The following is a 25,648-nucleotide window of genomic DNA, read 5'->3' as shown; positions in this document are numbered from 1 at the left end:
ACGGGTCGTGGCCCACGCGCTGTCGGCCCTGCCGCGTTTCCGGCACCCCGCCGCCCTCACGCCTCCTCATGCCCCGGGAGCCCCGGGCACCTCCGGCGGCCCGAACCGGTCCTTCTCCCCGTCCAGGGCCGACCCGATGCGCGCCGCCAGCGTGTCCCACGGGCGGCAAGCGACCACCGGCAGAGCGTGCAGGCGGGCCTGGTCGCCGAGCCACCGCGAGTACGCCGCGCTGACCCGGGCCCGATGCGTCTGCTCCCCGCACTCGGGCTCCCGCGCCGCGTAGTTGGCGGTGATCCGGTCCGGGTCCTCCTCGTGGAGGAACACCGCCCGCACTCGGCGACCGGCCGTCCGCCCCTCGCGGATCGCTTCCGCGGCCGCCGCCGGGGTGAGGTAGTCGCCCTCGACCAGGGCGGGCACATCGACGGTCAGGCGGTTGCGTACGACGCCGAGCACCGCGGGCTCCAGGGCCCGAGCGGTGGCGATCTGAAGGTTCAGCACGTGCTCGACGGTCAGCAGTTCGGTGTCGGGAATGTCGTCGAAGTGGTGGACGGCGGGATGGTGTTCGGCCGTCGTCATGGCTTCGACGGCCCCGACCACGTCGTCGAACTCGACCACGAATCCTCTCGCCTCATCCGCGAGTTGGGCGGCGACCCGGCTCTTACCGACACCGGACGCTCCACCGATCAGCAATATGTCCCACGATGTACCTGTCACGGGGCGAACGTATCGCGCGGGTTCCTCGTCCGTCGCGGGCCCTGGCGCTAACGTGACCCAAGTACCGGACCGTACAAGGACGGAGTCGACCTGACGGGCCGTACGGAGAGCAAGGAGAGCGGGGAGAGCAACCATGGGCGAGCCCCTGAAGACCTACGTCGGCGGCGCCGAAGTCGACGTGCCCAACAGCATTCCGGACATCCGGGCCACCCTGCCCGAGGAGAGACGCGAGGAGTTCGACCGCGCCATCAACGACGCCGGTGTCAGCGAGATCCAGGCGGTCATGCGGCACTGGATGCTGGAGGCCGTACCCGATCCGGAGGCCGAGAAGATCCTGGACCGGCTGGCTCAGGACGAGGCCGAAAGGCGGACGGTCGCTTGAGCTTCCGTATCTCCTACGCCCCGCCCGCCGACGACTCCCTGGCCAAGATGCCCGACGGCGAGACCTTCCGGAACGAGATGGCCCGCACCCTGGGTCTGGACCCGTACGGGCACGGGTCGTCGGCCGTCAAGAGCGAGCGCGACCGCCGCGAGGCGACGGTCGCCGGGGCGATCGTGCTCTATTACGTCTCCGGGTCCGTCCTGATCGTCACCGTGGTGAGGCTCGTCCCGCTGCCCTGAGCCGGTACTGGCCCGACTCTGGGCCGTGTCTCGAAAGTGGATCTCGGACATCACGGGCCGGGAAGGTCGCGCGGCGGGTTCACCACCAAGCTCCACCTGGCAGTTGAGCAGAGTCAGAAGCCCATGTCGATCGTGGTGACGGCAGGGCAGCGTGGAGACTCGCCGCAGTTCGAACCCGTGCTGGAGAAGGTCCGCGTGCCCCGCACCCGATCGGGCCGGCCACGCGTCCGCCCCGATCGGGTGCGTGCTGACAAGGCGTATGCCTCCCGCAGAAGTCGCGCCTATCTGCGCCGCCGCGGGATCCGCTGCACCATCCCGGACAAGGCCGACCAAGCGCGCAACCGCCACAAGCGCGGCTCCTGCGGCGGCCGGCCACCGCTTTCGGCCCGGCCGACTACCGCGAGCGCCATGCGGTCGAGCGCGGGATCAACCGACTTAAAAGGCACAGGGCAGTGGCCACGAGGTACGACAAACTCTCCGTCCGCTACGAGGCGACTGCGCTGGTCGCAGCCGTGAACGAGTGGCTGTGACCAGCACCGTCGCAACGGCCCTCAGACGACATCGAATTCGTTGCCCTCGGGGTCCTGCATAGCGGCGGCGTAGAGCCCCATGTCCGGCTCATCCTTGATCCGCAGCACGGTGGCACCAGCTTTGACCAGCCGTTCCACCGTAGCTTTGACCCGCTGCGTGCGGACGTCCAGTGGGACGTCCCGGCCCCCACCGACCTTCAGGTCGAAGTGCCACCGGTTCTTGGCGACCTTCGGCTCCGGAACCTGCTGGAACCACATCCTCGGCCCACGTCCCGCGGGATCGATGATCGACTCCGGAATATCCCCGGCACCGGCCGGCAACTCTGCCTCGGGCACCCCCACCGCCGCCCAGTAAGCACGCCACGTGGCGTGCCCGCCCGGCGGAGGCTCAGGCACATACCCCAAGGCCTCGGCCCAGAAAGTCACCATTCTCTGCGGATCGGAACAGTCGATCGTCAGCTGCACTGTCATCTCCATGCTCGGAGCATCCCAGGCAGGACTGACAGACGATCCACTTTCGAAACAGGCCCCAGTGCTGCGACCGGAAAGGTTCACCGACTCGCGACGCGCGGCACGGCACCTCGCCTCGCCGCGTTGTCGCATCACCCGAAGTACGTCCAGTACGAGGGCGATCCTCCGCCCGCGATGCACCGCACCGGACGCCGCGAGCTTCCCGGCAACCCTTCCGGCCACAGCACCAGTGCCGTGACCGGCAATGTTCGCCCCGTGAGGAGTGTCGTCCAGTGCGTGCGATCGCAAGGCGGCCGGAAGTCCTTGTAGCGGAGCTACCAGGACTTCTGGCCAACGCCGCGAGCGTGCGTGCTGGGCGGCGCGACGGGGCAAAACCTGCCGGGAGAGGCACTAGGAACCGGTCGGGACTTCGATGATCCGGCCGTCCTTGTCCACGCTGTGGGTCCGCCAGTACACGTCCCACTTGTCGTCCACGTGCTCGGGGACCTTGCCCTTCGGGTACCGGACGTACCCCTTCGGCGGGTCCTCGCCGTCGGACACGCAGGCCGATCCGGTGCCCCCGATCGTCATGACCGGGTACTCGCCGCCGCTGCAGCTCGCGTCCTGCATCGAGCAGCCCGTGGTCAGCGCCGCAACGCTCGCGGCGGCCAGGGCGAGCCCGGCTGCGGAACGGCTCAGGCGGCGCCCGCCCCTCGCGGACGCCACCCGGCCGAGTCGGCTGATCCCATACATGTTCGCTCCTCGCTGCTGACTGGTACTACCAGCCTGCCCGGAGCGCGAAACACCGGTCGTGAGTACGAGTACTCACGATCGGGACGTCAGGTACTCGTCCCCCCCGCCCCCGGTCCGAAGCCTCAGGCCAGCTTCGCGGCCTGCGCCTCGACCACCGCGGTCGGCAGCTCGAAGTCTCCGCCACCACCCATCGCGGCCAGGTTCATCGAGGAGAACGAGGCGAACGACGGGCCCTGGCGCAGGGCCACGAGCTTCAACTGGACCTTCTCCCCGTCCTGTTCCAGCTGGACCGTCCAGGCGGCCGCGTCCTCGCCGCCCTCGACCTTCTCCTCGGTGATCTTGCTGACCTTCTGCTTCTCGCCGGCCGCAGTGAAGTCGAACCCGCCCGCGCACTCGGTGGCGGCGGTGCGCAGCGCGGCGACCGATTCCTCCGCGCCCTTGCCGTCGTACGAACCGAGGGCGAGCTGCGTCGTCGTGATGTCGAACGCCGCCTTGAACGCCCCCTCGGCGTCCGTGCCCTGCTTGTCCATGCTGCCCTTCTTGGGCTCGCTGACCACCGTCCGCTTGGTGAACGCGCCCGGCTCACCCACCTGCGCACCCATCAGCGCGTCGGCCAGCGGAGCACAGACCTCCTTCGCGACCTTGATGTCGTCGACGGAGACCACATCCTTGGCCGCGGCCTTGGAGATCTTGTGCCCCTTGACGTCGCCCTGGGCCAGCGCGGCCTTCTCCAGCTCGGCGGCGGTCAGCGCCTTGGCGGCCGGCTTCGCGGCGGAGTCCTTGCCCTTGGCGTCCGCACCCTTGTCACCGGACCCGGAGTCCGAGCCGCCGCCGCAGGCGGTGGCGAGCAGGGCCAGGCACACCGTGCTGGCGGCAACGGCGGTACGGCGTATGACGGTGGGTCGCATGGTCCGGGGATCCGTCTCTCTGAGCTGATTCTTCGGGTTTTGCTCACTCTATGAGCGGGAGTTGGTTTGATGATCAATCAAAGGGGGGACGGGATGCGATCGTGACGGCGCCGTGATCATCCCGTGAAGGCGCCCCGGGCCGCCGCGGTCTCCACCGGACCGCAACACAGAGGGGCAATTCCGTACATGCTGCCAGATGACACAACATCGGCCGTGCTCAGCTCAGTTGGCGTGACCGCGGACCGGATAGCCGCACGGGTGCCCCTCAGCGGAGGCACGTTCAATGCCGTCACTCGTGTGACTCTCACCGACGGCGACGACTGGGTGGTGAAGACTCCACCGCCCGCGACGGCCGGAACCCTGATGAGTTACGAGCGCGATCTCCTGGTCAACGAGGTCGAGTTCTACACCCGGGCGGCCGGGTCGACGGTCATCCCCCGCGTCCTGCACAGCGAGCTCGACCCGAACGCCCCGACCGGCCCGTACGTGATCATGTCGGCCTGTCCGGGCCGGCCCTGGAACGAGTTCGCTCCCGACGCCCTGTCCGCCGCGGAAGGACGCCGGCTCCGCCGCGACCTGGGGCGGATCGTCGCCCGGCTGCACTCCGTCACCGGGTCCGGCGGCTTCGGCTATCCGGGACGGGCCGTGGGCCCGCTCGCCCCGACCTGGCGACAGGCGTTCACCGCCATGACCGATGCCGTCCTCGCCGACGCGGACACCTATCGCGCCCGGCTGCCGCGCCCGACGGCCGCTGTCCGCGCGCTGCTCGCCGCCGCGTCGCCCGTGCTCGACGACGTCACCCGGCCCGCCCTGGTCCACTTCGACCTGTGGCAGGGCAACCTTCTCGTCGACGGGGAACCCGGCGCGCGCGCCATCGGCGGAGTCATCGACGGGGAGCGGATGTTCTGGGGCGACCCGGTCGCCGACTTCGTGTCGCTCGCGCTGTTCGGGAACGTGGAGGAGGACGCGGACTTCCTCGCCGGGTACGCGGAGGGCGACGGGCGCGGCATCGCGTTCGACGCGTCCGTGCGGCTGCGACTGGCGCTCTACCGCTGCTACCTCTACCTGATCATGCTGGTGGAGACCGTCCCGCGCCGCGCGTCCCGGGAGGACCGGGAGTGGGCGTGGACCGCGGTCGCACCGCAGCTCGAATCGGCCCTGGCGGACGTGGAGTCGGCGCTGCGCACCGGGGACTGAACGCAGCGCCCGCCGCCCTTCGTCCTCAGCGGTCCGAGGCCCGCTGGGCCTCGTACAGATTGGGCGGCCAGACCGCTGCCGGTGTGCCGTACGCCTCCAGCCGGGTGTGCAGATCTCCGGTGAAGTCCGGGACGTCGATCTGGTCGAACTCCGTCACCTCGCTGACGCCGACCGTCGCGCTGTACGGGGCGAGCCCGTCGATCCGCATCAGGCCGGCCCGCCCGTTGGTGACCCGGATGTTCCAGTGCGTGAACCGGGCGCCGAAGAGCGGTCCCGCGCTCGCGTCGCCGCCGTGGCGCCCGTTGTTGTCGACGGTGATGTCGGTACGGACGTTGGCGAACGGCATGCCGCGGTGGGAGTCGAACGTCCCCATCTCCATCACCCCGCGCGACCAGACGTTGTAGCTGGACAGGCCCTCGACGTTGATGCCGTGCAGCTGGGTTCCGGCGGGAGCCGGTACGGTGCGCCGCTCGATCGTGAAGTCCTCGATGAGGTTGTCGTGCGAACCCTCGCGGCAGTAGTACGGGTGGTGCGAGCCACGCCCTCCGACCCGCGTGCGGCGCAGGGTGCAGGCGGACGCGCCGATCAGCCCGAAACCGTTGTCGACATGGCGGACGGTGACGTCGTCGGCCCAGCAGTCGTACGCGCACTGGAACGCGACCCCGTTGTACCCCTTGTCGAGCAGATGCTGCGACTGCGGGGTCTCGACCACTTCGAGTGTGAGGCCCTCGACTCCGGAGCCGGTGAGCGGGGCGACGAGCGTGGTCAGCCGTGGATCCCACTCGGGGCGGACATCGAGCGGAAGCGGGCGCTCCAGCGTGACCCGGTGTCCGTGCACGGAGGTGACGAGGACCGGCCACTCGTAGGGGACGTACGACGTCAGCTTGGTCTTGTCGTCCCAGTAGTACGCCTCGGGGCCGGGGCCGCCGCCCGCCATGTGCTCCAGGAGCGTGTGGCCGGCGTCGTCGGCGAGACGGAGCAGGACGAGTCCCCCGCGCTTCAGCTTCGACGTGTCGTGGACGGTGATCGCACGGTCGCCCCGGCGGGCGGGGGCGACGGTGGTCAGGGTCCGCCACTCGTCGCGCCGGTTGCCGGTCCAGCCCTCGAAGGGCCAGGCCCCGGCCCTGATCGCTTCGGTGAGGGAGCTCCAACGTTCCTTCGGGCAGAGCCAGATGAGGCCGCCCGCCCAGGACCAACTGGACTTGTCGCCGCCGTAGCGGCTGCCGTACACGCCGATCAGTTCGGTGAGGTTCTTGGTCGCGTACAGCGTGGTCCGTCCGCTTCCCGCACCGCGGACCACCACGTCGCTGTGGCCGATCCGGATGATGTCGTCGATGCGGTACGTGCCGGCGGGGATGAGCACCGTGCCGCCGCCGCGCTCTCCGGCAGCGGCGATGGCACGGTTGATCGCGGGGGCGGCGTCGGCCGAGCTGTCCGGCTTCGCGCCGTAGTCCAGGACATCGGCGACGAAGCCGCGCCCCTTGCGGCGGGGCAGCTCGGAACCGCCGCGGTAGCCGGCGCGGCCGACGAACGGGACCTGGGGGTGGGTGAAGGGGGCGGCGGCGAACTCCCGCCAGAGCGGGGTGGCGCGCGGGCCGGCCGCGGTGGCCCCCCGGCTCATGGCGGTCGTCCGCCCCGTACCGGACGTGGTGTCGCGGGTGGCGGCGGACGCCGTACCGCCACCGATGACGCCGCCGACCGCCGCCGCGACGGCCACGGCGCTGCCGAGCAGCCCCCGTCTGCTGATGTTCCCCATGGTCGCCATGAATCCGCCACCTTTCATGCATGTGAACAACATTCATATCTGCGTCGGCGGTGAGCATGTCACGGCACCCCGGCGCGGCGAAAGAGGCGTGCGCCGGGGAAATCTTCGGCAGGGAACCGGACCGAGGACGCCCACAGGGGGGCGGCGAACGACGCCGACGGAGAACGTCAACAGAGGACGTCGGCCCGGTCCGGTCGTTCCGGTCGGCCGGTACGGTCGGCCGACCGAGCCACTGCGGCGGACCGTTCGGCCGGGCCGGTCGAGCCGCCCACGAAGGTCAGCGGGTCAGCGTTCGGAGCGCTGGGTCAGATGTGTGAACGCGTCCAGGTTCCGAGTGGACTCGCCGCGCGACACCCGCCACGCGTACTCCTTGCGGATCGCGCTCGCGAAGCCCAGCTCCAGCAGGGTGTTGAACGAGCCGTCGGCCGCCTCCAGGACCGTACCGAGCAGCCGGTCCAGCTCCCGCGGGGTGACCACGGAGAGCGGCAGCTTGCCGACCAGGTAGATGTCGCCCAGCTGGTCGATCGCGTAACTCACGCCGAAGAGACGGAGGTTGCGCTCCAGAAGCCAGCGATGGACCGCCGCGTCGTTCTCGTCCGGGTGGCGGACGACGAAGGCGTTGAGGGAGAGCGAGTGCTTGCCGACCCGTAGCGAGCAGGTGGTGGACAGCTTCCGTGTGCCGGGGAGCTTGACGACGTAGCTGCCGGACTCGGGGCTCTCCCATTCGAGCCCGGCGTCCTTCAGGGTCGCCTCGATGATCTGCGCGACCTGCGCGACCTGCGTCGTCACCGCTCGATCGGGTACGTCAGCCATGGTGCGAGCGTACGCGACGGCGATGTTCCTGCACCGCTGCCGTGTACACGTCGGCGGTCGCGGAGGCGGCGGTGTCCCAGCCGAAGCCCTGGGCGTGCGCGGCGGCGGCGGTCCCCATCCGGGCGACCAGTTCCGGCGCTTCGGCGAACCGGGCCAGTGCCCGCGCGTACGCCTGTGGGTCGTGCCCGGGTATCAGAAAGCCGCTGACCCCGTCCCGCACCGCCACCGGAAGGCCGCCCACGGCCGCCGCGACGACGGGGGTGCCCGCCGCCTGGGCCTCGATGGCGACCAGACCGAAGGACTCGCTGTACGAGGGCATGACCAGCACGGAAGCGGCGCGGAACCAGTCGGCGAGCCGGTCCTGCCCGACCGGCGGCTGGAACCGTACGACATCGGCGATGCCCAGCCGTGCCGCCAGCTTCTGCAGCCCCTCCGGCTTGGCGAGCCCGCTGCCGCTCGGTCCGCCGACGACCGGTACGACCATACGGGTGCGCAGCGAGGGGTCATGGTCCAGCAGGGCGGCGACGGCGCGCAGCAGCACGTCCGGGGCCTTCAGCGGCTGGATGCGGCCCGCGAAGAGCGGGATCAGGGCGTCCTGCGGCAGTCCGAGGCGCGCTCGGGCCGCGGCGCGCCCGTCGGCGGGGCGGAAGCGATCGAGGTTGACCCCGGGGTGGACGACGGCGACGGACCCGGGATCGGCGTCGTAGAAGCGGACGAGCTCGTCCGCCTCCTCGGCGGTGTTCGCGATCAGCCGGTCCGCCGCGCTGACGATCTGGGTCTCGCCGATGACGCGGGCGGCGGGCTCGGGGGTGTCGCCCTCCGCGAGCGACGCGTTCTTCACCTTCGCCATGGTGTGCATGGCGTGGACGAGCGGGACGCCCCAGCGCTGGGTGGCGAGCCAGCCGACGTGGCCGGAGAGCCAGTAGTGGGAGTGGACCAGGTCGTAGTAGCCGGGGCGCTGGCCGGCCCACGCCTGCATGACGCCGTGCGTGAAGGCGCAGAGCTGGGCGGGCAGCTCCTCCTTGGCCAGGCCTTCGTACGGCCCCGCGTCGACGTGGCGGACCAGGACGCCGGGCGCCAGGTCGACCGCCGGGGGCAGCCCGCCGGTGGTGGACCGGGTGAAGATCTCGACCTCGATGTTGATCGCGGCGAGGCGCTTGGCCAGCTCCACGATGTAGACGTTCATGCCGCCCGCGTCACCCGTGCCCGGCTGGTGCAACGGAGAGGTGTGCACCGAGAGCATCGCGATGCGACGGGGTCTGCGGTGGCCGCCGGGGAAGGCTGCGGGGAACCTGAGACGCGGCGCGACACGGCTGCTGCCGAGCCGGGAGACGTACTGACTCACGTCGTCCGGTCCTCCTCACTCAGGGCATGACAGCGAAGGGACTGGAGCCCCTTTCGAGGGCTGCAACAGCGGAACCTCTCCTTTCATTTCCGCTTTACCAAATCATTACGGCGCGTGGGCCGTACGCCCGGCCGGCGCCCCGGCCCGGCACCCGCGCCGTCCCGGCACCCCACGGGATCGTTACGCTCGCTTGCATGCGCCCCATCGGCACCCCGACCCGCGGGACCACCAACCCGAACCGGCTCCGCCGCATGGACCGCTGGATCGCCGCCACCCACGGCCCGGCCCTGCGCCGCGCCGCCGCCCCCGTGGCCGTCGACCTCGGGTACGGCGCCGCCCCCTGGACGGCCGTCGAGCTGCTGCAGCGCCTGCGCACCGCCGAGCCGCGCACCACCGTGGTCGGCATCGAGATCGACCCGGAGCGGGTCGCGGCGGCGAAACCGTACGAACGCGAGGGCCTCACCTTCCTGCACGGCGGCTTCGAGATCCCGCTCCCCGAGCGCCCCGACCTCATCAGGGCGGCGAACGTGCTGCGCCAGTACGACGAGGGCGAGGTCGCCGCGGTCTGGGCACGGCTGTGCGCACGCCTCGCGCCGGGCGGGCTACTGGTGGAGGGCACCTGCGACGAGATCGGGCGACGGCACGTATGGGTGGCGCTCGGTCCCGAGGGCCCGCGCACGGTGACCTTCGCGACCCGGCTCGGCTCCCTGGACCGCCCCTCCGACCTCGCGGAACGCCTGCCCAAGGCGCTGATCCACCGCAACGTGCCGGGCGAACCGGTCCACGCGTTCCTCCGGGACTTCGACCGGGCCTGGGCCGCGGCCGCCCCGTACGCCTCGCTGGGCGCCCGGCAGCGCTGGATCACGGCGGTGCGGGCGCTGTCGGGCGACTGGCCGCTGACCGACGGGGTACGTCGGTGGCGCCAGGGCGAGGTCACGGTGAAGTGGGCCGCGCTCCGGCCCGACCGGCAGCCCGACACGCGCTGACAGCCCCGGCGGACCCACGCCCGGGGAGGCGGACGGGAACGCGGGCGGCGCATCGTTCGTCCTGAGATGGGGAGCGGTCCCCGGGACGCGGGGAGCGCTCCGGGGCGCAGACCGACCTCCGTGACCGTCAGGACAGCGCCTGTGCGCCTCTGTTGCTTTTCGGTACGGCATGGCACGATCTCGTCGACGGCGAAAAGTTACTGACGGTAAATCAGATTCATTGGATTCATTCGGAGGGGGATCTCGTGAACCGACGTCACTGTGCCGCAGCCGCGATCACTCTGGTCTGCGCACTGACCGCACTCACCGCACCGGCCCAGGCGTTCGCCGCGCCCGCACCCCCCTCCCCCTCCGTGACACAGCACCAGTCCGGGCCGAAGGCGCCGAAGAAGACCCTCGAAGAGGTGCGCGAGGAGATCGACGACCTCTACCGCAAGGCCGGGGCGGCCACCGATGCGTACAACCTCGCCGAGGAGAAGGCCAAGAAGCAGTCCGGCGAGATCGTCAGGCTGGCTCGGGCCATCGTGCAGGGGCAGGCGAAGATCGCCGAGCTCAAGGCCCAGGCGGGCGCCCAGGCCCGCGAGCAGTACCGCACCGGCGGGCTCCCGCCCGGCGCGCAGTTCATGCTCAGCGACGACCCGCAGCTGTTCCTGGACGGGGTGAACCGCGTCAGGGAGGGCCAGCAGGCCGCCCAGGGCGTCCTCGGCGAACTGACCAGGACCCAGCAGGACCTGGAGACGTACACCCAGGACGCGAGCGCCAACTGGGAGAAGCTCGAAGCCGGCCGCCTCGAACAGGCCGAGGCCAAGAAGAAGATCAACGCGCAGATCGCCGCGGCGAAGAAGCTGGAATCCCGGCTGAAGAAGGAGGAGCGGGCCCGTCTGCTGAAGCTGGAGCAGGAGGCCGAGTACAAGCTCCAGACGGCCTGGCTCAGTTCCGGTGCGCTGAAGGACATCAACCGCGAGGCGAGCGCGAGCGGGAAGAAGGCGGTGGCCTTCGCGACGGCGCAGATCGGCAAGCCGTACGTCTGGGGGGCCGAGGGCCCCAAGTCGTACGACTGCTCGGGTCTGACGTCACAGGCCTGGGCGGCGGCGGGCCGTCCCATCCCGCGCACCTCGCAGGAGCAGTGGCGGCTGCTCCGGCACATCGACATCAAGGACATGCGCCCCGGCGATCTGATCATCTACTTCAGCGACGCCAGCCACGTGGGCATGTACATCGGCGACGGCGCCATCGTCCACGCCCCCCGCCCCGGCCGGAACGTCACGCTGGCGGGTGCGGGTTCGATGCAGATCCTCGGAGTGGTCCGCCCGGACAAGTGACGCACACCTTCGAACACGCGGTCACCGGCCGCGCGGAGAGGGGCGGCCCCACCGCAGTGACCCGCGCCACCCGTCCCCACCGCCCCGCGTGACCTTTGTCATGCCCCCACACACGCCCCCGCCCCCGCTCATCCCGCCGGATCCGTGACGTGACGCGGCTTATGCCGGTGCGCAGGACGGCGGTCGCGTGCGGTACGCCATTCCGTTCCCCGGCCGCGGACCGCTATGGTCCCCGTCTGGCGGATCGTCGATCGTCGCTCCGCCGCGCCCTCGGGGGGAGGGAAGGAAACCTGAACCGATGCCCGTACCCGTACCGCAGCAGCGCGCCGTCCCCCCTGCGGAGACCTCCCATGGCACCGACCTCACCCTTCTGGTGATCGGGGACGATCCGGCGGGCACCTTCACCGTCCCCGAGCTTCCGGCCGCGGCCGGTACCCGGGTCCGTATCCGCACCGCCCGCAACCTGACCGAGGCGGGCCGCCTCCTCACGGACGACGTGGACTGCGTGCTGCTGGACCTGGCCCTGCCGACCGGCGGCGAGGCCCGCTCCACCGGAGCGGAGGAGGCCGACCGGCTCGCCGCCCTCAAGCACGTCCTGCGGATCGCCCCGCGCCATGCCGTCCTCGCCCTCACGGCGGAGGACGACGTCGAGCTGGCCGCCGAGGCGGTACGGGTCGGGGCGCAGGACTACCTCTTCCGCGGCGAACTCGACGGGCGCCTGCTCAGCCGTGCCATCCGCTACGCCGTCGAACGCAAGCGCGCCGACGTGGCACAGCACCAGCTCACCGAGTCCCGGCTGCGCGCCCAGGAGAACGCCCGCCTCGAACGCGGCCTGCTGCCCACCCCGCTGCTCGAAGGCTCCGATCTCCGCTTCGCGGCCCGCTACCGCCCCGGCCGCAGCCGCGCGCTGCTCGGCGGAGACTTCTACGACACGGTGCGCACACCCGACGGCACCGTCCACGCGATGATCGGCGACGTCTGCGGGCACGGCCCGGACGAGGCGGCGCTCGGCGTGGAACTGCGCATAGCGTGGCGGGCGTTGACCCTGGCCGGCCTCTGCGGCGACGAACTGCTCTCCACGCTCCAGCAGGTCCTGGAGCACGAGCGGCAGAGCGAGGAGATCTTCGCGACGCTGTGCACCGTCGACATCGCACCCGACGGCAGGCACGCCGGCCTCTGCCTGGCGGGCCACCCGGCCCCGCTGATCGCGCGGCACGGCCGCACCGCGTGCCTTCTCCCGTACGAGGACGGCGGCCCCGCCCTGGGCCTGCTGCCCCGTGAAGCCCTTCCCCAGGCGCTTCGAAAAGGGGATGCCGCATGGCCGCTCCGACAGGTGGAGCTCGGCGGTTCCTGGAGCCTGATGATGTACACGGACGGGCTGATCGAGGGGCGTGTGGGGCCGGACAGCACCCAGCGGCTCGGTCAGGACGGAATGGTCGCGATGATCGACCAGCAGCTGGCGGAGGGGCTCGTCGGCGAGGATCTCCTGGAGGCCGCGGTCACCCGGGTCCGCGAGCTGAACGGCGGCGAGCTGACCGACGACGTCGCGGTCCTCCTGCTCGACCGCGACCAGGAACTCATCCGGCGCGAGGACACGGACGGCGACCGGGGCGCGAGCATCCCGCACCCGCGCCCCGAATCGGTCTCACCCACGGCCCCCGCGTACGCCGCGAACGCTCAACGCCCGCCGTTGTAGGGCCCGTACGGCCCGTCACTGCTGGAGCCGCCGCGCCGGCCGCCGCCCGAGACCGCCTTCAGCGCGGGCCGTACGTCGACCAGGAAGACGATGGACGCGACCAGTCCCGCGATCTGCAGGAACAGCATCGGCACGAAGAGATTCACGGCGACGGTGATACCGAGGATGATCAGCCAGAAGGACTTCTTCTGCTTGTCCGCGGCGCGGTAGGCGTCCTCACGCGCCGTCGCGGCCATGAACAGGGCGACCACGGCCAGGACGAGCATGACCATGTAGAGCAGCCAGACGAGTGTGCTGAATCCTGTGAGCAACATGGTGTGCACCGCCTAATGAATGGATGAGCGCCTCGCGGCCAAGGTACCGGGACAACGAGCCGGGCACCCAGAAAGGTGCCCGGCTCGTCGCCCCGTACACACCCCGGCGGCGCCGAGGCCCAGAACCTCTCGTTCGGATCGTGCCGGGCCGATCCGGGCGAACGGCCCTACTTCGCGGTCGGCGGAGTGGTCTTCTTCGCGGCGGGCTTGCGCGCGGGCGCCTTCTTGGCGGACGCGGCCGGGGCCTTGCCCTCCGGCTTGACGGCCTTCGGAGCGGGCGACGGCTTGGCCGGCCCCGGCTTGGCGGTCTGCCCCGGCCTGGTGGACTGCCCCGGCCTGGCGCCCGGCTCCGTCTTCGCGGTGCCCGTGGGCCTGGACTCCTTGCGCGGCTCGACGACGACGGCGATCTCGACGATCTCGTCGGCCGTCTCACCACGCCAGTTCCGCACGGTCTGCTCACCGCGCTCGGCGACCTTCTCGTACGTCTCCCGGGCCCGGACCGCGTACTCCGCAGCCACTCCCAGACTCCGCATCGCCAGGTCCTGGGCATTCTCGCCCAGCTTCCGCAGATCGCTGTCGAACGACCCGATCACCTCGGTGACCTTGGCCTGCACGGTGGCCTGCGCCTCCTTGGCCTGCGAGGTCACCTTCTCCTGCACGGCCTTGGGGTCGGCGTTGCGCACGGCCTCGATACGCTCCGGCGCCTCGGCACGCAGCTGCTCGATCAGCGCCGGGACCTTGCGCGCCTGCTCGACGGCGAGGTCGGCCGTGCCGGCGGCGAAGTAGAGGGGGGTCGGGTCGGTGAGGGTCTTGCGCAGGTCATCGGTGATGGCCATGACTGTGGTCCTCCCGGATCATCAGACTCAATGTGAGGGTTTTGAAGGCCTTGAAGCCGGGCCGGCATCGCTGCCGCCGGCCGTGCGGTGGCCGTCGGCGCCGGGGCGACCGTCCGCTCCGGCGCCCGATCCGGACTCGCCGCCGGTCTCCGATCCGGCTTCGGCGCCGGATTCCGGTCCGGGCTCGAACCCGTTCTCCTTGCGGAAGGAGTCGTAGATCTGCAGCAGCACACTCTTCTGCCGCTCGTTTATGGACGGGTCGGCCAGAATCACCGCCCGCGTCTCCAGCTCCTCCCGCTCCCGCTCATCCAGAATCCCGGCCCGCACATACAGGGTCTCGGCGGAGATCCGCAGCGCCTTGGCGACCTGCTGCAGCACCTCGGCGCTCGGCTTGCGCAGCCCGCGCTCGATCTGGCTGAGGTAGGGATTGGACACCCCGGCGGCATCGGCGAGCTGCCGCAGCGACAGCTGCGCGTTGCGCCGCTGCTCGCGCAGATACTCACCGAGATTGCCGACGTTGAGGGATGCCATACATCAATGGTGCGCCACCCTTGCTAACTTTTGCAAGCACCTGCTTGCAAAAGTGCGCCACACCACTCGCACGGACGGGTCCGCCCACGCGCCCCGCCTGTCCGTTCCTGTCCGGCCCCAACGACTCAGCAGCGCGGCCGTCACGGACACAGCCGGACGGATCGAGGCCCTCCTGAACCCCCTGATCAGCTACTGACGATGCAGAAGGGATGCCCGGCCGGATCGGTGAGGACCCGCCACCTGTCCTGGTGAGGCTGCTGATCCGGTTTGCCCGCGCCCAGCTCCAGCAGGCGGGCCTCGGCCTCGTCCAAGTCCTCCTCGACCGTGAAGCAGATGTGCAGCTGCTGCGGAACGGTTTGATCAGGCCAGCTCGGAGCCCGGTAGTCGGCAACCCGCTGAAAGCCGATGAAGAGACCGTCCTCACGGTCGAGACCCGCGAAGTCGGCGTTCGACTTCGGGTGGGGTGCGAGGCCGGTGGCCTGCTGATAGAACGCCGCCAGAGCCGGCGGATCAGGGCAGTCGAGGGTTATCGCGCTCAGCTTCATCTGCAGGGGCATGTCACCTCCGGGTGGATGGGTGGATCTTCGCGACGCACACCGTGGGGCGGCTGCATACGGTTGAACGGGACACCGGCCGCCAACCCGTCCCACTCGCCCGTAGGCACCTGCCGCTTTTGACGCCCGACCCTCAGAGCCTGTCGGGCCGCTTGGCCATGACGACCAGCCCCGGCCCGCACGACGACGACGTCGCACCGCGTGGCGTCCGTGCGATGCTGGACCGGTGACGCTATCGGACCTGGTCCGGCTCCGCCGGGCCCGCGACCTGATGGACCGCTCCTACGCGGAACCGCTCGATGTCCCCGCGCTGGCACGCGCGTCCCACATGTCGCCCGGCCACTTCTCCCGCAGCTTCCGCGCCGCCTTCGGAGAGACGCCGTACAGCTACCTGATGACGCGCAGGATCGAGCGGGCCAAGGCCCTGCTGCGGCGCGGTGACCTGTCGGTGACGGAGGTCTGCTTCGCCGTCGGGTGCACGTCGCTGGGGTCGTTCAGCTCGCGGTTCACCGAGCTGGTGGGCGAGAGCCCGAGCTCGTACCGAGCGCGCGCGCACGAGCAGGGCGCGGGCATCCCGGCCTGCGTCGCCAAGATCCTCACGCGCCCGGTCAGGGACAAGGAACGCGACCGGACGCGGAAGGCGGAACCGGCCGGAATCGCGGAACGGACCGAGGAGGCGGAACCGGCCGGAGAGGCAGAACCGGTCAGGAACAAAGAAGCGGAGCACACGGCCCGTCCGTAGCGTGAGGTCCATGGAAATCAAGCTTTCGCAGTGCTTCGTCGCCGTCGACGACCACGCCTGCGACGCCGCCTTCGGGCACATCCAGGCCTCGGGCGCCGACGTGCTCCGGGCACCGATCGACCAGCCGTACGGGGTCCGCGACTGCGCCTTCCGCGCCCCCGCGGGCGACATGCTGCGCTTCGCCCGGCGCCGCAGCGGGTGAGCCCGGCCGGTACGTAGTGGACGTAGTGGACGTACTGCTCGAAGCCGGTCGGAACGAGCCGAGCGACACCGACAAAGACCGCGAAGGCGGTCCCGCGCAACAGATGGAGACAGGATGAGCACGGCCACGAGCACGGACCCGCAGTCGCCTGCGCAGAACATCGCCGACAGCCACGCACTGATCCGCGTGCACGGCGCGCGCGTGAACAATCTCAAGGACGTCAGCGTCGAGATACCGAAGCGCAGGCTGACGGTGTTCACCGGTGTCTCCGGCTCGGGCAAGAGCTCTCTGGTGTTCAACACGATCGCCGCGGAGTCGCAGCGGCTGATCAACGAGACCTACAGCGCCTTCGTGCAGGGATTCATGCCGACGCCGGCGCGGCCCGAGGTCGACGTGCTCGAAGGGCTGACGACGGCGATCATCGTCGACCAGCAGCGGATGGGCGCCGACCCGCGCTCCACCGTCGGCACCGCCACCGACGCCAACGCGATGCTGCGCATCCTCTTCAGCCGGCTCGGGAAGCCGCACATCGGCCCGCCCAGCGCGTACTCCTTCAACACCGCCTCGGTCCGGGCGAGCGGCGCCATCACCGTCGAGCGCGGCAACAAGAAGGCGGTGAAGGCGACCTTCAACCGCACCGGCGGCATGTGCACGCGCTGCGAGGGCCGCGGCACGGTCTCCGACATCGACCTCACCCAGCTCTACGACGACTCCAAGTCGCTCGCCGAGGGCGCGTTCACCATCCCCGGCTGGAAGTCGGACAGCTTCTGGACCGTGCGGGTCTACGCCGAGTCGGGCTTCCTCGACCCGGACAAGCCGATCCGCGAGTTCAGCGAGAAGGAGATGCGGGACTTCCTCCACCGGGAGCCGACCAAGGTGAAGGTCGAGGGCGTGAACCTCACCTACGAGGGGCTGATCCCCAAGATCCAGAAGTCGATGCTCTCCAAGGACAAGGAGGCACTGCAGCCGCACATCCGCGCGTTCGTGGAGCGGGCGGTCACCTTCACCACCTGCCCCGAGTGCGACGGCACCCGGCTCAGCGAGGGGGCCCGGTCGTCGAAGATCGGGCGGATCAGCATCGCCGACGCCTGCGCGATGGAGATCCGCGACCTGGCCGCATGGGTGCGCGGCATCGAGGAGCCTTCGGTGGCGCCGCTGCTCACCGCGCTGCAGCAGACGCTGGACTCGTTCGTGGAGATCGGCCTCGGCTACCTCGCGCTCGACCGCCCGGCGGGCACGCTGTCGGGCGGCGAGGCGCAGCGCGTCAAGATGGTCCGCCACCTCGGCTCCTCGCTCACCGATACGACGTACGTCTTCGACGAGCCCACCACGGGCCTGCACCCCCATGACATCAGCCGGATGAACAACCTGCTCCTGCGCCTGCGGGACAAGGGCAACACGGTGCTCGTCGTGGAACACAAGCCGCAGACGATCGCGATCGCCGACCATGTCGTCGACCTCGGCCCCGGCGCCGGCTCGGCGGGCGGCACCGTCTGTTTCGAGGGCACGGTCGAAGGGCTGCGAAGTGGCGGCACCGTCACCGGCCGCCACTTCGACGACCGGGCCGCCGTCAAGGAGACGGTGCGGGGGCCCTCCGGGGCGCTGGAGATCCGCGGCGCCACCTCCCACAACCTGCAAAGCGTCGACGTCGACATCCCGCTCGGGGTGCTCTGCGTGGTCACCGGTGTCGCAGGCTCCGGCAAGAGCTCGCTCGTGCACGGATCGATCCCTTCCGGCGAGGGTGTGGTCTCGGTCGACCAGGGAGCCATCAAGGGCTCCCGCCGCAGCAACCCGGCGACGTACACCGGGCTGCTCGACCCGATCCGCAAGGCGTTCGCGAAGGTCAACGGCGTGAAGCCGGCGCTGTTCAGCGCCAACTCCGAGGGCGCCTGCCCGACGTGCAACGGTGTCGGCGTCGTCTACACCGACCTGGCGATGATGGCGGGCGTCGCCATCCCCTGCGAGGAGTGCGAGGGCAAGCGGTTCCAGGCATCGGTCCTCGAATACCACCTCGGCGGCCGTGACATCAGCGAGGTGCTCGCGATGTCGGTGTCCGAGGCCGAGGAGTTCTTCGCCGAGGGCGAGGCGCGCACGCCGGCCGCGCACAGGATCCTGCAGCGGCTCGCCGACGTCGGGCTCGGTTATCTCAGCCTCGGCCAGCCGCTGACCACGCTGTCCGGCGGCGAGCGGCAGCGGCTCAGGCTGGCCACGCACATGGCCGAGAAGGGCGGCGTCTACGTCCTCGACGAGCCGACCACCGGCCTGCACCTCGCCGACGTCGAGCAGCTCCTCGGCCTGCTCGACCGGCTCGTCGACTCCGGCAAGTCGGTCGTCGTCGTCGAGCACCACCCGGCGGTCATGGCGCACGCCGACTGGATCATCGACCTCGGCCCCGGCGCCGGCCACGACGGCGGCCGGATCGTCTTCGAGGGCACCCCCGCCGACCTCGTCGCCGCCCGCTCCACCCTCACCGGCGAGCACCTCGCGGCCTACGTCGGCAGCTGACCCGGGGGGGCTTTCGTTCGGATCGGGGCCGGACCCCGCGAGCCCGGCGTGATCCGAACGAGAGGCCCCAGTCCCTCGCGGACACCGTGGGACGAGCTCTCCCCGCTTCTTCGACTCGTCCCACGGTCTGCGCGCGCGCCGTGTCGGCACGACGTCCCGGGGCACCGTCCATGTACTGACGCGGGCACCCGCGCCCGGCACGACCCGGACGAGCGGCACCGTCAGAGGCGGCGTGCCCCGACAACCACTGAACTGGCTGGTGTTGTGAGTATTTCAGTGGCGTCCAGTGCCGGATGAGTGAGGTAGAACATGCGGAGCTCATCCACTTCGCCGCCGAAACGGGGCGGCCAATGGGGCGAGGGGGTGAAGTCGTCCAGGACGAGAAGGCCACCGGGAGCAAGCAGTTCGACGACTCTCCGGGGGTCGTCGCGTTTGCCCCCGCCGTCGCAGAAGAAGACGTCGAAGGGGCCGTGCTGCTCAAGCAGCCGCCAGTCCCCGGTGAGAACACTGACCCGCTCGTCGTCCGCGAAGACACCGGCCGCCCGACGGGCCAGCTCCTCGTCCCGCTCCACGGTGACCAGGCGGGCACCGGCGCCGAGGCCACTGTGCAGCCAGGCGGTGCCGACGCCCGAGCCCGTGCCGCTCTCCGCAACGATTCCGTGGGGTTTCGCAGCGGCGGCCAGCCTGAGCAGCCTGCCCACTTCAGGGATGCAACTCTTCTTGAATCCCGCCTCGCGGGCGACACGCTCTGCCGCCACCACGCGAGGCGGGACCTCACGTTCTGCCATGATCACGCTCCCCTTCGCCGTGAACACGACGCTATCCGCCGACAGAGGCGTCCGCGCGGAATCGGCGTGTACGGACCGGACGGACCTGCACGGTCGAAGCACCGGCGAGTCCGCCGCGGGCCGGGCGTCACCACGGGCCGCACGCCGGTCGATGCCTGCTCCGAACCGGAGCGAGCGGCGGTACCTCCGCGATATGTTGCCGCCATGGCTGAATTCGTACTGGTGGCAGGCGCATGGCTCGGATCGTGGGCGTGGGACGAGGTGGTGTCCGAGTTGCGCGCGGCCGGGCACGGCACCCATCCGGTGACACTGTCCGGTCTCGCGGAGAAGCGGGATGTGCGGGCAGGACAGCAGACCCACGTCCAGGACATCGTCGACGAGGTGGAGCGCCACGATCTCCACGATGTCGTCCTGGTCGGCCACAGCTACTCGGGCATCCCGGTCGGTCAGGCCGGGATGCGGATCGGTGACCGGCTGGCCCGCGTGGTCTTCGTCGACTCCGAGGTTCCGGTCGACGGCAAGTCGTTCGCCTCCGGCTGGTGGAACGGCCCGGCGGCGCTGGAGGCCACGATCACCGGGAACGGCGGATTCTGGGCGCCGCTCACCGCCGCCGATTACGAGGGCCAGGGCCTCACCGACGAGCAGATCGCCCGCATCGTGGACGGCTCGACTCCGCACCCGGGCACCACACTGACCGAGCCCGCCGTGCTGCCGCGTCCGCTCGGCGAGCTTCCGGCCACGTACATCAAGTGCCTGCTCGACGGCGACGAACCGAAGGACGTCGTGACCGAACTGCTGGCCGCCGAGGAGCACTGGGAGCTGGTGAAGATGGACACCGGCCACTGGCCGATGTTCTCCCGGCCGCGCGAGCTGGCACAGATCCTGCACCGATCGGCCGTGAGGGCCTGAGAGCCTGTCGGGCGACCTCTGACCGGGCGGCCACGCCCTGGCACGCACGCTTCCCGCGTTGCCGAAATGCCCTGGTAGCTCCTTCCCCAAGCTCTCAAGGAGCAGGGGAGACCCCATCCGAGGACCTTCCGGCGCCTTGGAATCGCACGCACCATACCGCGTCCGCTGTCCGATCGAAGGTCACCCGACAGGCTCTGAGCCCGGCGCGCGGGCCCGGGAAATGGATGTGCGGATCCGGCCCTTGGGCGGTCATGCTGCCCCGCATGACCTTCTCATCGATCGGCCCGGACCCGGATCCGGCCTCGCCCTCATCCCCGGCCCCCGGCCCCGGCACCTTCGACCTGGGCGGCACCGTCACCGTCCCACGCCTCGGTTTCGGGGCGATGCAGCTGCCGGGGCGGTGGAGCGGGCCCGCCGGTGACACGGCGAAAGCCGTGGCCGTGGCCCGTCGCGCCGTCGAGCTCGGGGCGCGGCACATCGACACCGCCGCCTTCTACTTCTCCGACACCCACCGCGCCAACGACCTCCTGCGCGAAGCGCTGTACCCGTACCCGGCGGACGTCACCATCGCCACCAAGGTCGGCCCGCTGCGGGACGAGACGGGTGAGATGTACGCCGAGGCCCGCCCCGACCAGCTGCGCGCGGAGGTGGAACGGAATCTGGAGGACCTCGGGGTCGACACTCTCGACCTGGTGAACCTGCGGGTGGGGCGGCTGGGTTCGGGGCTCGCCGAGTCGCTCGGCGAGCGGTTCGCCGTGCTGGCCGCGCTGCGCGAGGAAGGGCTGATCCGGCAGCTCGGCGTCAGCAATGTGACGGCCGGACAGCTCGCGGAGGCCCGCTCGATCGCTCCGGTCGTCGCCGTGCAGAACCGGTTCAGCGTGCTCGACCAGGCGGACGCGGCCCTCGTCGACGAGTGCGCGGACGCCGGTATCGCGTACATGCCGTTCTTCGCGCTCGGCGGCGGGCACACCGAACTCGCCGGCGAGAACCTCCGGAAGGTCGCGGAACGCCACGGTGCGACGGCGCACCAGGTCGCCCTCGCGTGGGGACTGGCCCGCTCGCCCTCGATCGTGCAGATCCCCGGTACCGCTTCGCTCGCCCACCTCGAAGAGAACATGGCCGCCGGCCGGCTGGCCCTCGACGAGGACGACATGGCGCTGCTCGGGCGTCGCGAGTAGCCGGACGGCGAAGGGCCGGGGGCCGTGCCCCCGGCCCGGGGCCGACGGACGAATCCCCGACTCGGGTCGTCGTGCGCCCGCCAGGGATCACGGGTCAACCCTTAGGATCCCGCCCATGGCTACCGACCCCGGCTACACCTGCTCCTGCTGCGGCGAACACCACGCGGAACTGCCGATGGGGTACTCGACCATGGCACCCGACATCTGGGACGCGAGCCTGGAGAGCGACCCCGACAGCATGCTCTCCTCGGACCAGTGCATCGTCAGGCACGAGCACTACTTCATCAAGGGCCTGATCGAGCTGCCCGTCCTCGGCAGCGAGGAGCCCTTCTCCTGGGGTGTGTGGGTCTCGCTCAGCCGGGAGAGCTTCGGCCGCGCCCTCGATGTGTGGGAGACCCCCGGCCGCGAGTCCGAGCAGCCCTACTTCGGCTGGCTGAGCACCGAGTTGGGGCTGTACTCACCGCGCACGACCAACCTCAAGACGAACGCCCACACCCGCCCGATCGGCCTGCGCCCCCGCATCGAGCTGGAGCCCACCGATCATCCCCTCGCCGTGGAACAGCGCACCGGCATCACGCGCGACCGGGTGCGGGAGATCGCGGAAGCAGTGCTGCACGGCAACGACGTCCGTGCCTGAACGGTCCCGCCGGACACACCCGGCGGTGGCGGGAGCGGCGGGGCACCCTCACCGACGCCGTCGCCGCGCCTGCGCGCAACGATCCGCTCGTGTTCCCCGCCGGTGCGACGGTCCACCTCCCGTCCCTGCGGCTGCGGACCGCGGCCCGGCCGCCGCTCCTTCCTACCACTCGTCCCCGAGTCCCGACCGCAGCTGCGCGAAGGCGAGTTCGGCAGCCTCGACCGCGCTCCCGTACGTCCGGTCCGCGCTCTCCCCCGCGTCCATCCGCCGCCAGTTCTCCAGGGCCAGGACGCGCAGCACCGCGATGATCTGACCCGCGGCCAGCCTGTCCCGTACCCGGTCGCCCAGCGCACGCGCGAGCGCCGCCTCCGAGCGGCCCTGGTAGCCGTACAGGCGGGCCACCAGGGACGGGGTCCCGTACAGCAGCCGCTGGAAGGCCAGCACCTGCGGAATGTCGCAGAGGCCGGTCACCGGGTCGCGCCGCTCCAGGCCGTCCAGGAAATGGCGGTGCAGGGCCTCCAGCGGGGACTCGTCCTCCCCACGGGCGGCGACCACCCGGGCCGCCTCGTCCTCGTGGTCGGCGAACCGGTGCAGGACCAGGTCCTCCTTGGCCGGGAAGTACCGGAACAGCGTCGGCTTGGAGATGTCCGCGGCAGCCGCCACTTCCGCCACCGAGACCTTGTCGAAGCCCCGCTCCAGAAACATCGCGATCGCGGCTTCGGAGACCGCCTGGTACGTCAGCTGCTTCTTCCGCTCACGCAGGCTCATCGGCGCATGCGGCGCACGGCCCGTCTGCGCCGCCGATTCCGGTCCGGGCTTCTCTCCGCTCATGAACGAGAAGCGTACGCCTCGACCTCAACCGGACTTGACGTCCGGGAGCGGCTCCGCGCCCTCCCTGCCCCGGGCCCGCGCCCGCGCCTCCACCAGGGGCTCCGTCCCGTCCAGCACCCGTTCGGGCCCGGACCCGAACTCCGGCTCACGCGATGACACGCGGGATGCGGGGCGGGATCACCGCCGTACACGTCCCCGGGGCTCCGCGTCTCAGAAGACGTCCGGGCACCAGGGTCGCCGCGCCGCCCGGAACACACCCTCCGCCCGTGCCACCGCACCCGGCGTGAGTTCCTCGATGCGGCCCAGCGCCGCCAGTCGGACCGGCGACTCGTCGCCCAGGTAGAGCGACCCCAACTCCCTTACGTCCAGGGCGAGATCGGCACCGGCCGTGGTGGGGACGCACGTCGCGCCGGACTCCGAGACGTCCAGGCGGTAGCGGCCGGTGGTCAGACCCGCGCTGTCGTGGACGTCCAGGGTCAGCGCGCCGGGCACCGCGTAGGTGCGGGCCTCCAGGGCGCGTACGACGTCCAGGACGCGTACCCACAGCCAGTCCGCCTGGGTCACGGTGCGGGCCGCGCGCGGATCCGGGAGGAGGAGGGGCAGCAGGTCGTCGGGGGCCCGGCGGCCGGTGCGGACCGTGCTGATCCAGTCGATCGAACAGACGAAGTGCCACAGCGCGCGCTCCGCGGCCGGGGTGACGGCGATCTGCCCGAGCACCGTGGCCCGGTTGAGCGGCTGCTTGGCGTCGCTCCAGTGGTCGTCGGCACGGTAGGCGATCAGGCCGTCGACCTCGCCGTCCGCATTGCTGTAGAGCGCGTAGAAGGGTTCCGTCCAGGTACCGGGCCCGGTCGGGTTCTCACCGGTGTTCACCTCCCACCAGCGGGTGTCGCGGTTGACCGCACCGTGCTGCCGGGCGCGCAGCCGGTCATGGAGGGCCGGTCCCAGCTTGCGCACGTCCGCACCGGTCACCAGGTCGATCCGGCCCCCGTCCGACGCGGAGGGACCCGACCAGCGGGGGTCGAGGCCCGCCCTCGGCACGTCGATCTCCCACTCGGTCGTCCACGTCGCCGGGCCGAAGCCGAACCGCCCGTAGATGGGGTACTCGGCGGCGATCAGGGTGGCGACCACGTCGCCGCGTTCCTTCGCCGCCGCCAGGTCCGCGGCCATCATCCGGCTGAGCAGCCCGCGACGTCGGTGCGTGGGAGACACCGTGACGTTGGAGACCGCGTCGGCCCGCACCGCGGCGCCGCCGACGACGGTGAGCTCCTGCGCGAACGAACGGAACGTGGCCACACACCGCCCGCCGTCGAACGCACCCTGCGTACGGGCCAGGTCGATGTGCGGGAGGCGGCCGGCGACCTCCTCACCCGTCACCACCGGCGGGCGCAGAAAGCCGGTGTTCAGGGCCTGCAGCCAGCCGGGGAACTCGGATTCGGTGATCGCACGGACGTCAAGGCGCATGGACCCCACGCTAGATACCGGGTCACCGGATGTCGCCCGGTTTTTCGGCCGCCGGGAATCCGGTCAGAACGCGGCCCGGATCTCGCCGACCTCGCCACCGCCGCCCAGCAGCGGCGCGTGCCCGATACGGGAGACCACCGGGGCGTCGATGCCGAGCAGACGCAGCGACCGGGCCAGCACCGGGCCGAGTGCCCGCGTCGCACCGTCGTCGATCTTGAAGGCCAGCGCCCGGCCGTCCGCCAGGGCCACCGCCTGCACCGCCTCCGCGCCCATCTTGGAGAGCGCGCCCGGCACCTCCCGCATCAGCCAGGTGTCGGGGCGGCGCGTTCCGGCCACGTACTCGGGGTGGGCCCGCATCGCGTCCCCGACCCGCCGCTCCGCCGTCCCGGGATCCGACGTCACGAACGTACGGAAGGCCCGCGCCAGCCCCACCAGGCTGATCGCCATCAGCGGCGCCCCGCACCCGTCCGTACCGACCGCCGAGACGGGCTCGCCCGCCGCCTCCTCCACCACCTGGTGCACCAGCTGCTGGAGCGGGTGCGCCGGGTCGAGGTAGGACGCCCGGTCCCAGCCGTTCACCGCGCACGCGGCGAGCATGGCCGCGTGCTTGCCGGAGCAGTTCATGGTGATCCGCTCCCGGACGTGGCCCGCGGCGAGATACGTCTCCGCCTCCGCCGGGTCCAGCGGCAGATCGGGCGGGGTCTGCAGATCGCCGGGCGTCAGTCCGTGCTCGGCGAGCATCGCGGTGACGAGTTCGAGGTGGAAGCCCTCGCCCGAGTGGCTCGCGGCGGCCAGCGCCAGCCGCTCCCCGGACAGATCGAGTCCGGCCCGCAGCACGGCCGCGGCCTGCATCGGCTTGTTGGAGGAGCGCGGGAAGACCGGCGCCGTCGGGTCGCCGAGCGCCTTCTCCACACTGCCGTCGGCCGCCAGCACGACCAGGGAACCCCGGTGCCGGCCTTCCACGAAGCCGGACCGCACGACCTCGGCCAGCACGGGCAGCGGCTCGGGGGATATGACGGAGGGGGCAGCGGCGGCGCTGGAGGTCATGGTGGCCTTCCGG

Annotated in this window: 28 protein-coding genes and 1 pseudogene; 13 read left to right on the top strand and 16 right to left on the bottom strand. The window is 71.0% G+C overall.

Translation table 11 applies throughout. From position 1 onward, the window contains the following. Window positions 1–66 precede the first annotated feature (66 nt). The gene (locus tag ACIQCZ_RS00515) at window positions 67–714 is read right to left on the bottom strand and encodes a hypothetical protein (protein ID WP_402278344.1); all 648 of its coding nucleotides are present in this window, start codon (window positions 712–714) and stop codon (window positions 67–69) included. A 133-nt stretch (window positions 715–847) separates the two neighbouring features. On the opposite strand from ACIQCZ_RS00515, the gene ACIQCZ_RS00510 reads away from it, so the two are divergent. Genes ACIQCZ_RS00510 through ACIQCZ_RS00500 form a run of 3 tightly spaced genes read left to right on the top strand, consistent with a single transcriptional unit; the run spans window position 848 to window position 1,851 of the window. Then, on the top strand, window positions 848–1,096 hold the full coding sequence (locus ACIQCZ_RS00510) for a hypothetical protein (protein ID WP_093895895.1): 249 nt from the start codon (window positions 848–850) through the stop codon (window positions 1,094–1,096). Beyond that, window positions 1,093–1,335 (top strand): hypothetical protein, encoded by a 243-nt coding sequence (locus tag ACIQCZ_RS00505; RefSeq protein ID WP_402278342.1) that lies wholly within the window; start codon window positions 1,093–1,095, stop codon window positions 1,333–1,335. The genes ACIQCZ_RS00510 and ACIQCZ_RS00505 overlap by 4 nt, the downstream gene beginning before the upstream one ends. A gap of 36 nt (window positions 1,336–1,371) precedes the next feature. Continuing rightward, on the top strand, window positions 1,372–1,851 hold the full coding sequence (locus ACIQCZ_RS00500; protein WP_402278340.1) for a transposase: 480 nt from the start codon (window positions 1,372–1,374) through the stop codon (window positions 1,849–1,851). 35 nt (window positions 1,852–1,886) lie between these two features. On the opposite strand, the gene ACIQCZ_RS00495 is transcribed toward ACIQCZ_RS00500, so the two are convergent. The 3 genes from ACIQCZ_RS00495 to ACIQCZ_RS00485 all read right to left on the bottom strand — a co-directional run bounded on the left by ACIQCZ_RS00495 (window position 1,887) and on the right by ACIQCZ_RS00485 (window position 3,976). After that, the gene (locus ACIQCZ_RS00495; protein ID WP_327280831.1) at window positions 1,887–2,342 is read right to left on the bottom strand and encodes a VOC family protein; all 456 of its coding nucleotides are present in this window, start codon (window positions 2,340–2,342) and stop codon (window positions 1,887–1,889) included. 384 nt (window positions 2,343–2,726) lie between these two features. Continuing rightward, on the bottom strand, window positions 2,727–3,068 hold the full coding sequence (locus tag ACIQCZ_RS00490) for an SCO0607 family lipoprotein (protein ID WP_402278338.1): 342 nt from the start codon (window positions 3,066–3,068) through the stop codon (window positions 2,727–2,729). A gap of 122 nt (window positions 3,069–3,190) precedes the next feature. Next, the gene (locus tag ACIQCZ_RS00485) at window positions 3,191–3,976 is read right to left on the bottom strand and encodes a hypothetical protein (RefSeq protein WP_402278336.1); all 786 of its coding nucleotides are present in this window, start codon (window positions 3,974–3,976) and stop codon (window positions 3,191–3,193) included. A 186-nt stretch (window positions 3,977–4,162) separates the two neighbouring features. Here ACIQCZ_RS00485 and ACIQCZ_RS00480 point away from each other — a divergent pair, with 186 nt between their 5' ends. Beyond that, window positions 4,163–5,173 carry a phosphotransferase family protein gene (locus ACIQCZ_RS00480; protein WP_402278335.1) on the top strand — a complete coding sequence of 337 codons (1,011 nt, stop codon included), beginning with the start codon at window positions 4,163–4,165 and terminating at the stop codon, window positions 5,171–5,173. Between the two features lie 25 nt (window positions 5,174–5,198). Here ACIQCZ_RS00480 and ACIQCZ_RS00475 read toward each other — a convergent pair whose 3' ends face one another. The 3 genes from ACIQCZ_RS00475 to mshA all read right to left on the bottom strand — a co-directional run bounded on the left by ACIQCZ_RS00475 (window position 5,199) and on the right by mshA (window position 9,096). Then, window positions 5,199–6,794, bottom strand: coding sequence for a glycosyl hydrolase family 28-related protein (locus ACIQCZ_RS00475; RefSeq protein WP_402280147.1), 1,596 nt, complete (start codon window positions 6,792–6,794; stop codon window positions 5,199–5,201). Between the two features lie 429 nt (window positions 6,795–7,223). Then, window positions 7,224–7,751 carry a YbjN domain-containing protein gene (locus ACIQCZ_RS00470; protein WP_402278333.1) on the bottom strand — a complete coding sequence of 176 codons (528 nt, stop codon included), beginning with the start codon at window positions 7,749–7,751 and terminating at the stop codon, window positions 7,224–7,226. Beyond that, window positions 7,744–9,096: a D-inositol-3-phosphate glycosyltransferase gene (gene mshA / locus ACIQCZ_RS00465; protein ID WP_402278331.1), complete on the bottom strand. Its 1,353-nt coding sequence runs from the start codon at window positions 9,094–9,096 to the stop codon at window positions 7,744–7,746. The genes ACIQCZ_RS00470 and mshA overlap by 8 nt, the downstream gene beginning before the upstream one ends. 194 nt (window positions 9,097–9,290) lie before the next feature. Here mshA and ACIQCZ_RS00460 point away from each other — a divergent pair, with 194 nt between their 5' ends. The 3 genes from ACIQCZ_RS00460 (at window position 9,291) to ACIQCZ_RS00450 (ending at window position 13,100) form a co-directional block, all read left to right on the top strand. Continuing rightward, a complete protein-coding gene (locus ACIQCZ_RS00460) occupies window positions 9,291–10,082 on the top strand; it encodes a class I SAM-dependent methyltransferase (RefSeq protein ID WP_402278329.1) in 792 nt (263 codons plus the stop codon). A gap of 245 nt (window positions 10,083–10,327) precedes the next feature. Beyond that, window positions 10,328–11,404 (top strand): NlpC/P60 family protein, encoded by a 1,077-nt coding sequence (locus ACIQCZ_RS00455; RefSeq protein WP_402278327.1) that lies wholly within the window; start codon window positions 10,328–10,330, stop codon window positions 11,402–11,404. Between the two features lie 298 nt (window positions 11,405–11,702). Further along, window positions 11,703–13,100, top strand: coding sequence for a PP2C family protein-serine/threonine phosphatase (locus ACIQCZ_RS00450; protein ID WP_402278325.1), 1,398 nt, complete (start codon window positions 11,703–11,705; stop codon window positions 13,098–13,100). Here the strand turns inward: ACIQCZ_RS00450 and ACIQCZ_RS00445 are convergent. The 4 genes from ACIQCZ_RS00445 to ACIQCZ_RS00430 all read right to left on the bottom strand — a co-directional run bounded on the left by ACIQCZ_RS00445 (window position 13,082) and on the right by ACIQCZ_RS00430 (window position 15,338). Continuing rightward, window positions 13,082–13,414 carry a DUF2516 family protein gene (locus ACIQCZ_RS00445; protein ID WP_351075332.1) on the bottom strand — a complete coding sequence of 111 codons (333 nt, stop codon included), beginning with the start codon at window positions 13,412–13,414 and terminating at the stop codon, window positions 13,082–13,084. The genes ACIQCZ_RS00450 and ACIQCZ_RS00445 overlap by 19 nt on opposite strands. Window positions 13,415–13,581: 167 nt before the next feature. Continuing rightward, the gene (locus tag ACIQCZ_RS00440; RefSeq protein WP_402278323.1) at window positions 13,582–14,250 is read right to left on the bottom strand and encodes a hypothetical protein; all 669 of its coding nucleotides are present in this window, start codon (window positions 14,248–14,250) and stop codon (window positions 13,582–13,584) included. Window positions 14,251–14,277: 27 nt separating this feature from the next. Next, window positions 14,278–14,781, bottom strand: a complete 504-nt coding sequence (locus tag ACIQCZ_RS00435; protein WP_376279295.1) for a helix-turn-helix domain-containing protein — start codon at window positions 14,779–14,781, stop codon at window positions 14,278–14,280. A gap of 185 nt (window positions 14,782–14,966) precedes the next feature. After that, entirely contained in the window at window positions 14,967–15,338 is a 372-nt protein-coding gene (locus ACIQCZ_RS00430; RefSeq protein ID WP_402278321.1) for a VOC family protein, read from the bottom strand. 268 nt (window positions 15,339–15,606) lie between these two features. On the opposite strand from ACIQCZ_RS00430, the gene ACIQCZ_RS00425 reads away from it, so the two are divergent. The 3 genes and pseudogenes from ACIQCZ_RS00425 (at window position 15,607) to ACIQCZ_RS00415 (ending at window position 18,784) form a co-directional block, all read left to right on the top strand. Further along, window positions 15,607–16,077, top strand: a complete 471-nt coding sequence (locus ACIQCZ_RS00425) for a helix-turn-helix transcriptional regulator (protein ID WP_402280145.1) — start codon at window positions 15,607–15,609, stop codon at window positions 16,075–16,077. A 58-nt stretch (window positions 16,078–16,135) separates the two neighbouring features. Continuing rightward, window positions 16,136–16,279 (top strand): annotated as a pseudogene (locus ACIQCZ_RS00420) (VOC family protein); the annotation flags it as partial. A gap of 114 nt (window positions 16,280–16,393) precedes the next feature. Next, entirely contained in the window at window positions 16,394–18,784 is a 2,391-nt protein-coding gene (locus ACIQCZ_RS00415; RefSeq protein WP_402278319.1) for an ATP-binding cassette domain-containing protein, read from the top strand. A gap of 221 nt (window positions 18,785–19,005) precedes the next feature. On the opposite strand, the gene ACIQCZ_RS00410 is transcribed toward ACIQCZ_RS00415, so the two are convergent. Then, window positions 19,006–19,572, bottom strand: coding sequence for an O-methyltransferase (locus tag ACIQCZ_RS00410; RefSeq protein WP_402278317.1), 567 nt, complete (start codon window positions 19,570–19,572; stop codon window positions 19,006–19,008). A 204-nt stretch (window positions 19,573–19,776) separates the two neighbouring features. Between ACIQCZ_RS00410 and ACIQCZ_RS00405 the strand changes: the two genes are divergently transcribed. The 3 genes from ACIQCZ_RS00405 (at window position 19,777) to ACIQCZ_RS00395 (ending at window position 22,296) form a co-directional block, all read left to right on the top strand. After that, window positions 19,777–20,481: an alpha/beta fold hydrolase gene (locus tag ACIQCZ_RS00405; RefSeq protein WP_402278315.1), complete on the top strand. Its 705-nt coding sequence runs from the start codon at window positions 19,777–19,779 to the stop codon at window positions 20,479–20,481. Between the two features lie 263 nt (window positions 20,482–20,744). Further along, on the top strand, window positions 20,745–21,659 hold the full coding sequence (locus ACIQCZ_RS00400) for an oxidoreductase (protein ID WP_402278313.1): 915 nt from the start codon (window positions 20,745–20,747) through the stop codon (window positions 21,657–21,659). A 115-nt stretch (window positions 21,660–21,774) separates the two neighbouring features. Next, a complete protein-coding gene (locus tag ACIQCZ_RS00395; RefSeq protein WP_402278311.1) occupies window positions 21,775–22,296 on the top strand; it encodes a DUF2199 domain-containing protein in 522 nt (173 codons plus the stop codon). Window positions 22,297–22,458: 162 nt separating this feature from the next. On the opposite strand, the gene ACIQCZ_RS00390 is transcribed toward ACIQCZ_RS00395, so the two are convergent. The 4 genes from ACIQCZ_RS00390 to ACIQCZ_RS00375 form a co-directional block, all read right to left on the bottom strand. Continuing rightward, window positions 22,459–23,127, bottom strand: a complete 669-nt coding sequence (locus tag ACIQCZ_RS00390) for a TetR/AcrR family transcriptional regulator (RefSeq protein ID WP_402278309.1) — start codon at window positions 23,125–23,127, stop codon at window positions 22,459–22,461. Between the two features lie 24 nt (window positions 23,128–23,151). Next, window positions 23,152–23,286 (bottom strand): hypothetical protein, encoded by a 135-nt coding sequence (locus tag ACIQCZ_RS00385; RefSeq protein WP_402278307.1) that lies wholly within the window; start codon window positions 23,284–23,286, stop codon window positions 23,152–23,154. A 51-nt stretch (window positions 23,287–23,337) separates the two neighbouring features. Beyond that, entirely contained in the window at window positions 23,338–24,588 is a 1,251-nt protein-coding gene (locus ACIQCZ_RS00380; RefSeq protein ID WP_402278305.1) for a GNAT family N-acetyltransferase, read from the bottom strand. A gap of 63 nt (window positions 24,589–24,651) precedes the next feature. Beyond that, window positions 24,652–25,635, bottom strand: coding sequence for an asparaginase (locus ACIQCZ_RS00375; RefSeq protein WP_402278303.1), 984 nt, complete (start codon window positions 25,633–25,635; stop codon window positions 24,652–24,654). Window positions 25,636–25,648 lie beyond the last annotated feature (13 nt).

This window comes from Streptomyces sp. NPDC093149 (genome assembly GCF_044754145.1).
GTDB lineage: Bacteria > Actinomycetota > Actinomycetes > Streptomycetales > Streptomycetaceae > Streptomyces.
Note: the sequence above shows the minus strand (reverse complement) of the source record. Positions and strands in the feature narration are given on the sequence as shown.

What these genes read in the sequence shown, in the direction of transcription:
- ACIQCZ_RS00510 (WP_093895895.1), top strand. Translation starts at nt 848, where the DNA reads ATGGGCGAGCCCCTGAAGACCTACGTCGGCGGCGCCGAAGTCGACGTG.
- ACIQCZ_RS00495 (WP_327280831.1), bottom strand. Translation starts at nt 2,342, where the DNA reads ATGGAGATGACAGTGCAGCTGACGATCGACTGTTCCGATCCGCAGAGA.
- ACIQCZ_RS00490 (WP_402278338.1), bottom strand. Translation starts at nt 3,068, where the DNA reads ATGTATGGGATCAGCCGACTCGGCCGGGTGGCGTCCGCGAGGGGCGGG.
- ACIQCZ_RS00485 (WP_402278336.1), bottom strand. Translation starts at nt 3,976, where the DNA reads ATGCGACCCACCGTCATACGCCGTACCGCCGTTGCCGCCAGCACGGTG.
- ACIQCZ_RS00480 (WP_402278335.1), top strand. Translation starts at nt 4,163, where the DNA reads ATGCTGCCAGATGACACAACATCGGCCGTGCTCAGCTCAGTTGGCGTG.
- ACIQCZ_RS00475 (WP_402280147.1), bottom strand. Translation starts at nt 6,794, where the DNA reads ATGAGCCGGGGGGCCACCGCGGCCGGCCCGCGCGCCACCCCGCTCTGG.
- ACIQCZ_RS00470 (WP_402278333.1), bottom strand. Translation starts at nt 7,751, where the DNA reads ATGGCTGACGTACCCGATCGAGCGGTGACGACGCAGGTCGCGCAGGTC.
- ACIQCZ_RS00460 (WP_402278329.1), top strand. Translation starts at nt 9,291, where the DNA reads ATGCGCCCCATCGGCACCCCGACCCGCGGGACCACCAACCCGAACCGG.
- ACIQCZ_RS00450 (WP_402278325.1), top strand. Translation starts at nt 11,703, where the DNA reads ATGCCCGTACCCGTACCGCAGCAGCGCGCCGTCCCCCCTGCGGAGACC.
- ACIQCZ_RS00445 (WP_351075332.1), bottom strand. Translation starts at nt 13,414, where the DNA reads ATGTTGCTCACAGGATTCAGCACACTCGTCTGGCTGCTCTACATGGTC.
- ACIQCZ_RS00440 (WP_402278323.1), bottom strand. Translation starts at nt 14,250, where the DNA reads ATGGCCATCACCGATGACCTGCGCAAGACCCTCACCGACCCGACCCCC.
- ACIQCZ_RS00435 (WP_376279295.1), bottom strand. Translation starts at nt 14,781, where the DNA reads ATGGCATCCCTCAACGTCGGCAATCTCGGTGAGTATCTGCGCGAGCAG.
- ACIQCZ_RS00430 (WP_402278321.1), bottom strand. Translation starts at nt 15,338, where the DNA reads ATGCCCCTGCAGATGAAGCTGAGCGCGATAACCCTCGACTGCCCTGAT.
- ACIQCZ_RS00425 (WP_402280145.1), top strand. Translation starts at nt 15,607, where the DNA reads ATGGACCGCTCCTACGCGGAACCGCTCGATGTCCCCGCGCTGGCACGC.
- ACIQCZ_RS00415 (WP_402278319.1), top strand. Translation starts at nt 16,394, where the DNA reads ATGAGCACGGCCACGAGCACGGACCCGCAGTCGCCTGCGCAGAACATC.
- ACIQCZ_RS00410 (WP_402278317.1), bottom strand. Translation starts at nt 19,572, where the DNA reads ATGGCAGAACGTGAGGTCCCGCCTCGCGTGGTGGCGGCAGAGCGTGTC.
- ACIQCZ_RS00405 (WP_402278315.1), top strand. Translation starts at nt 19,777, where the DNA reads ATGGCTGAATTCGTACTGGTGGCAGGCGCATGGCTCGGATCGTGGGCG.
- ACIQCZ_RS00400 (WP_402278313.1), top strand. Translation starts at nt 20,745, where the DNA reads ATGACCTTCTCATCGATCGGCCCGGACCCGGATCCGGCCTCGCCCTCA.
- ACIQCZ_RS00395 (WP_402278311.1), top strand. Translation starts at nt 21,775, where the DNA reads ATGGCTACCGACCCCGGCTACACCTGCTCCTGCTGCGGCGAACACCAC.
- ACIQCZ_RS00390 (WP_402278309.1), bottom strand. Translation starts at nt 23,127, where the DNA reads ATGAGCGGAGAGAAGCCCGGACCGGAATCGGCGGCGCAGACGGGCCGT.
- ACIQCZ_RS00380 (WP_402278305.1), bottom strand. Translation starts at nt 24,588, where the DNA reads ATGCGCCTTGACGTCCGTGCGATCACCGAATCCGAGTTCCCCGGCTGG.
- ACIQCZ_RS00375 (WP_402278303.1), bottom strand. Translation starts at nt 25,635, where the DNA reads ATGACCTCCAGCGCCGCCGCTGCCCCCTCCGTCATATCCCCCGAGCCG.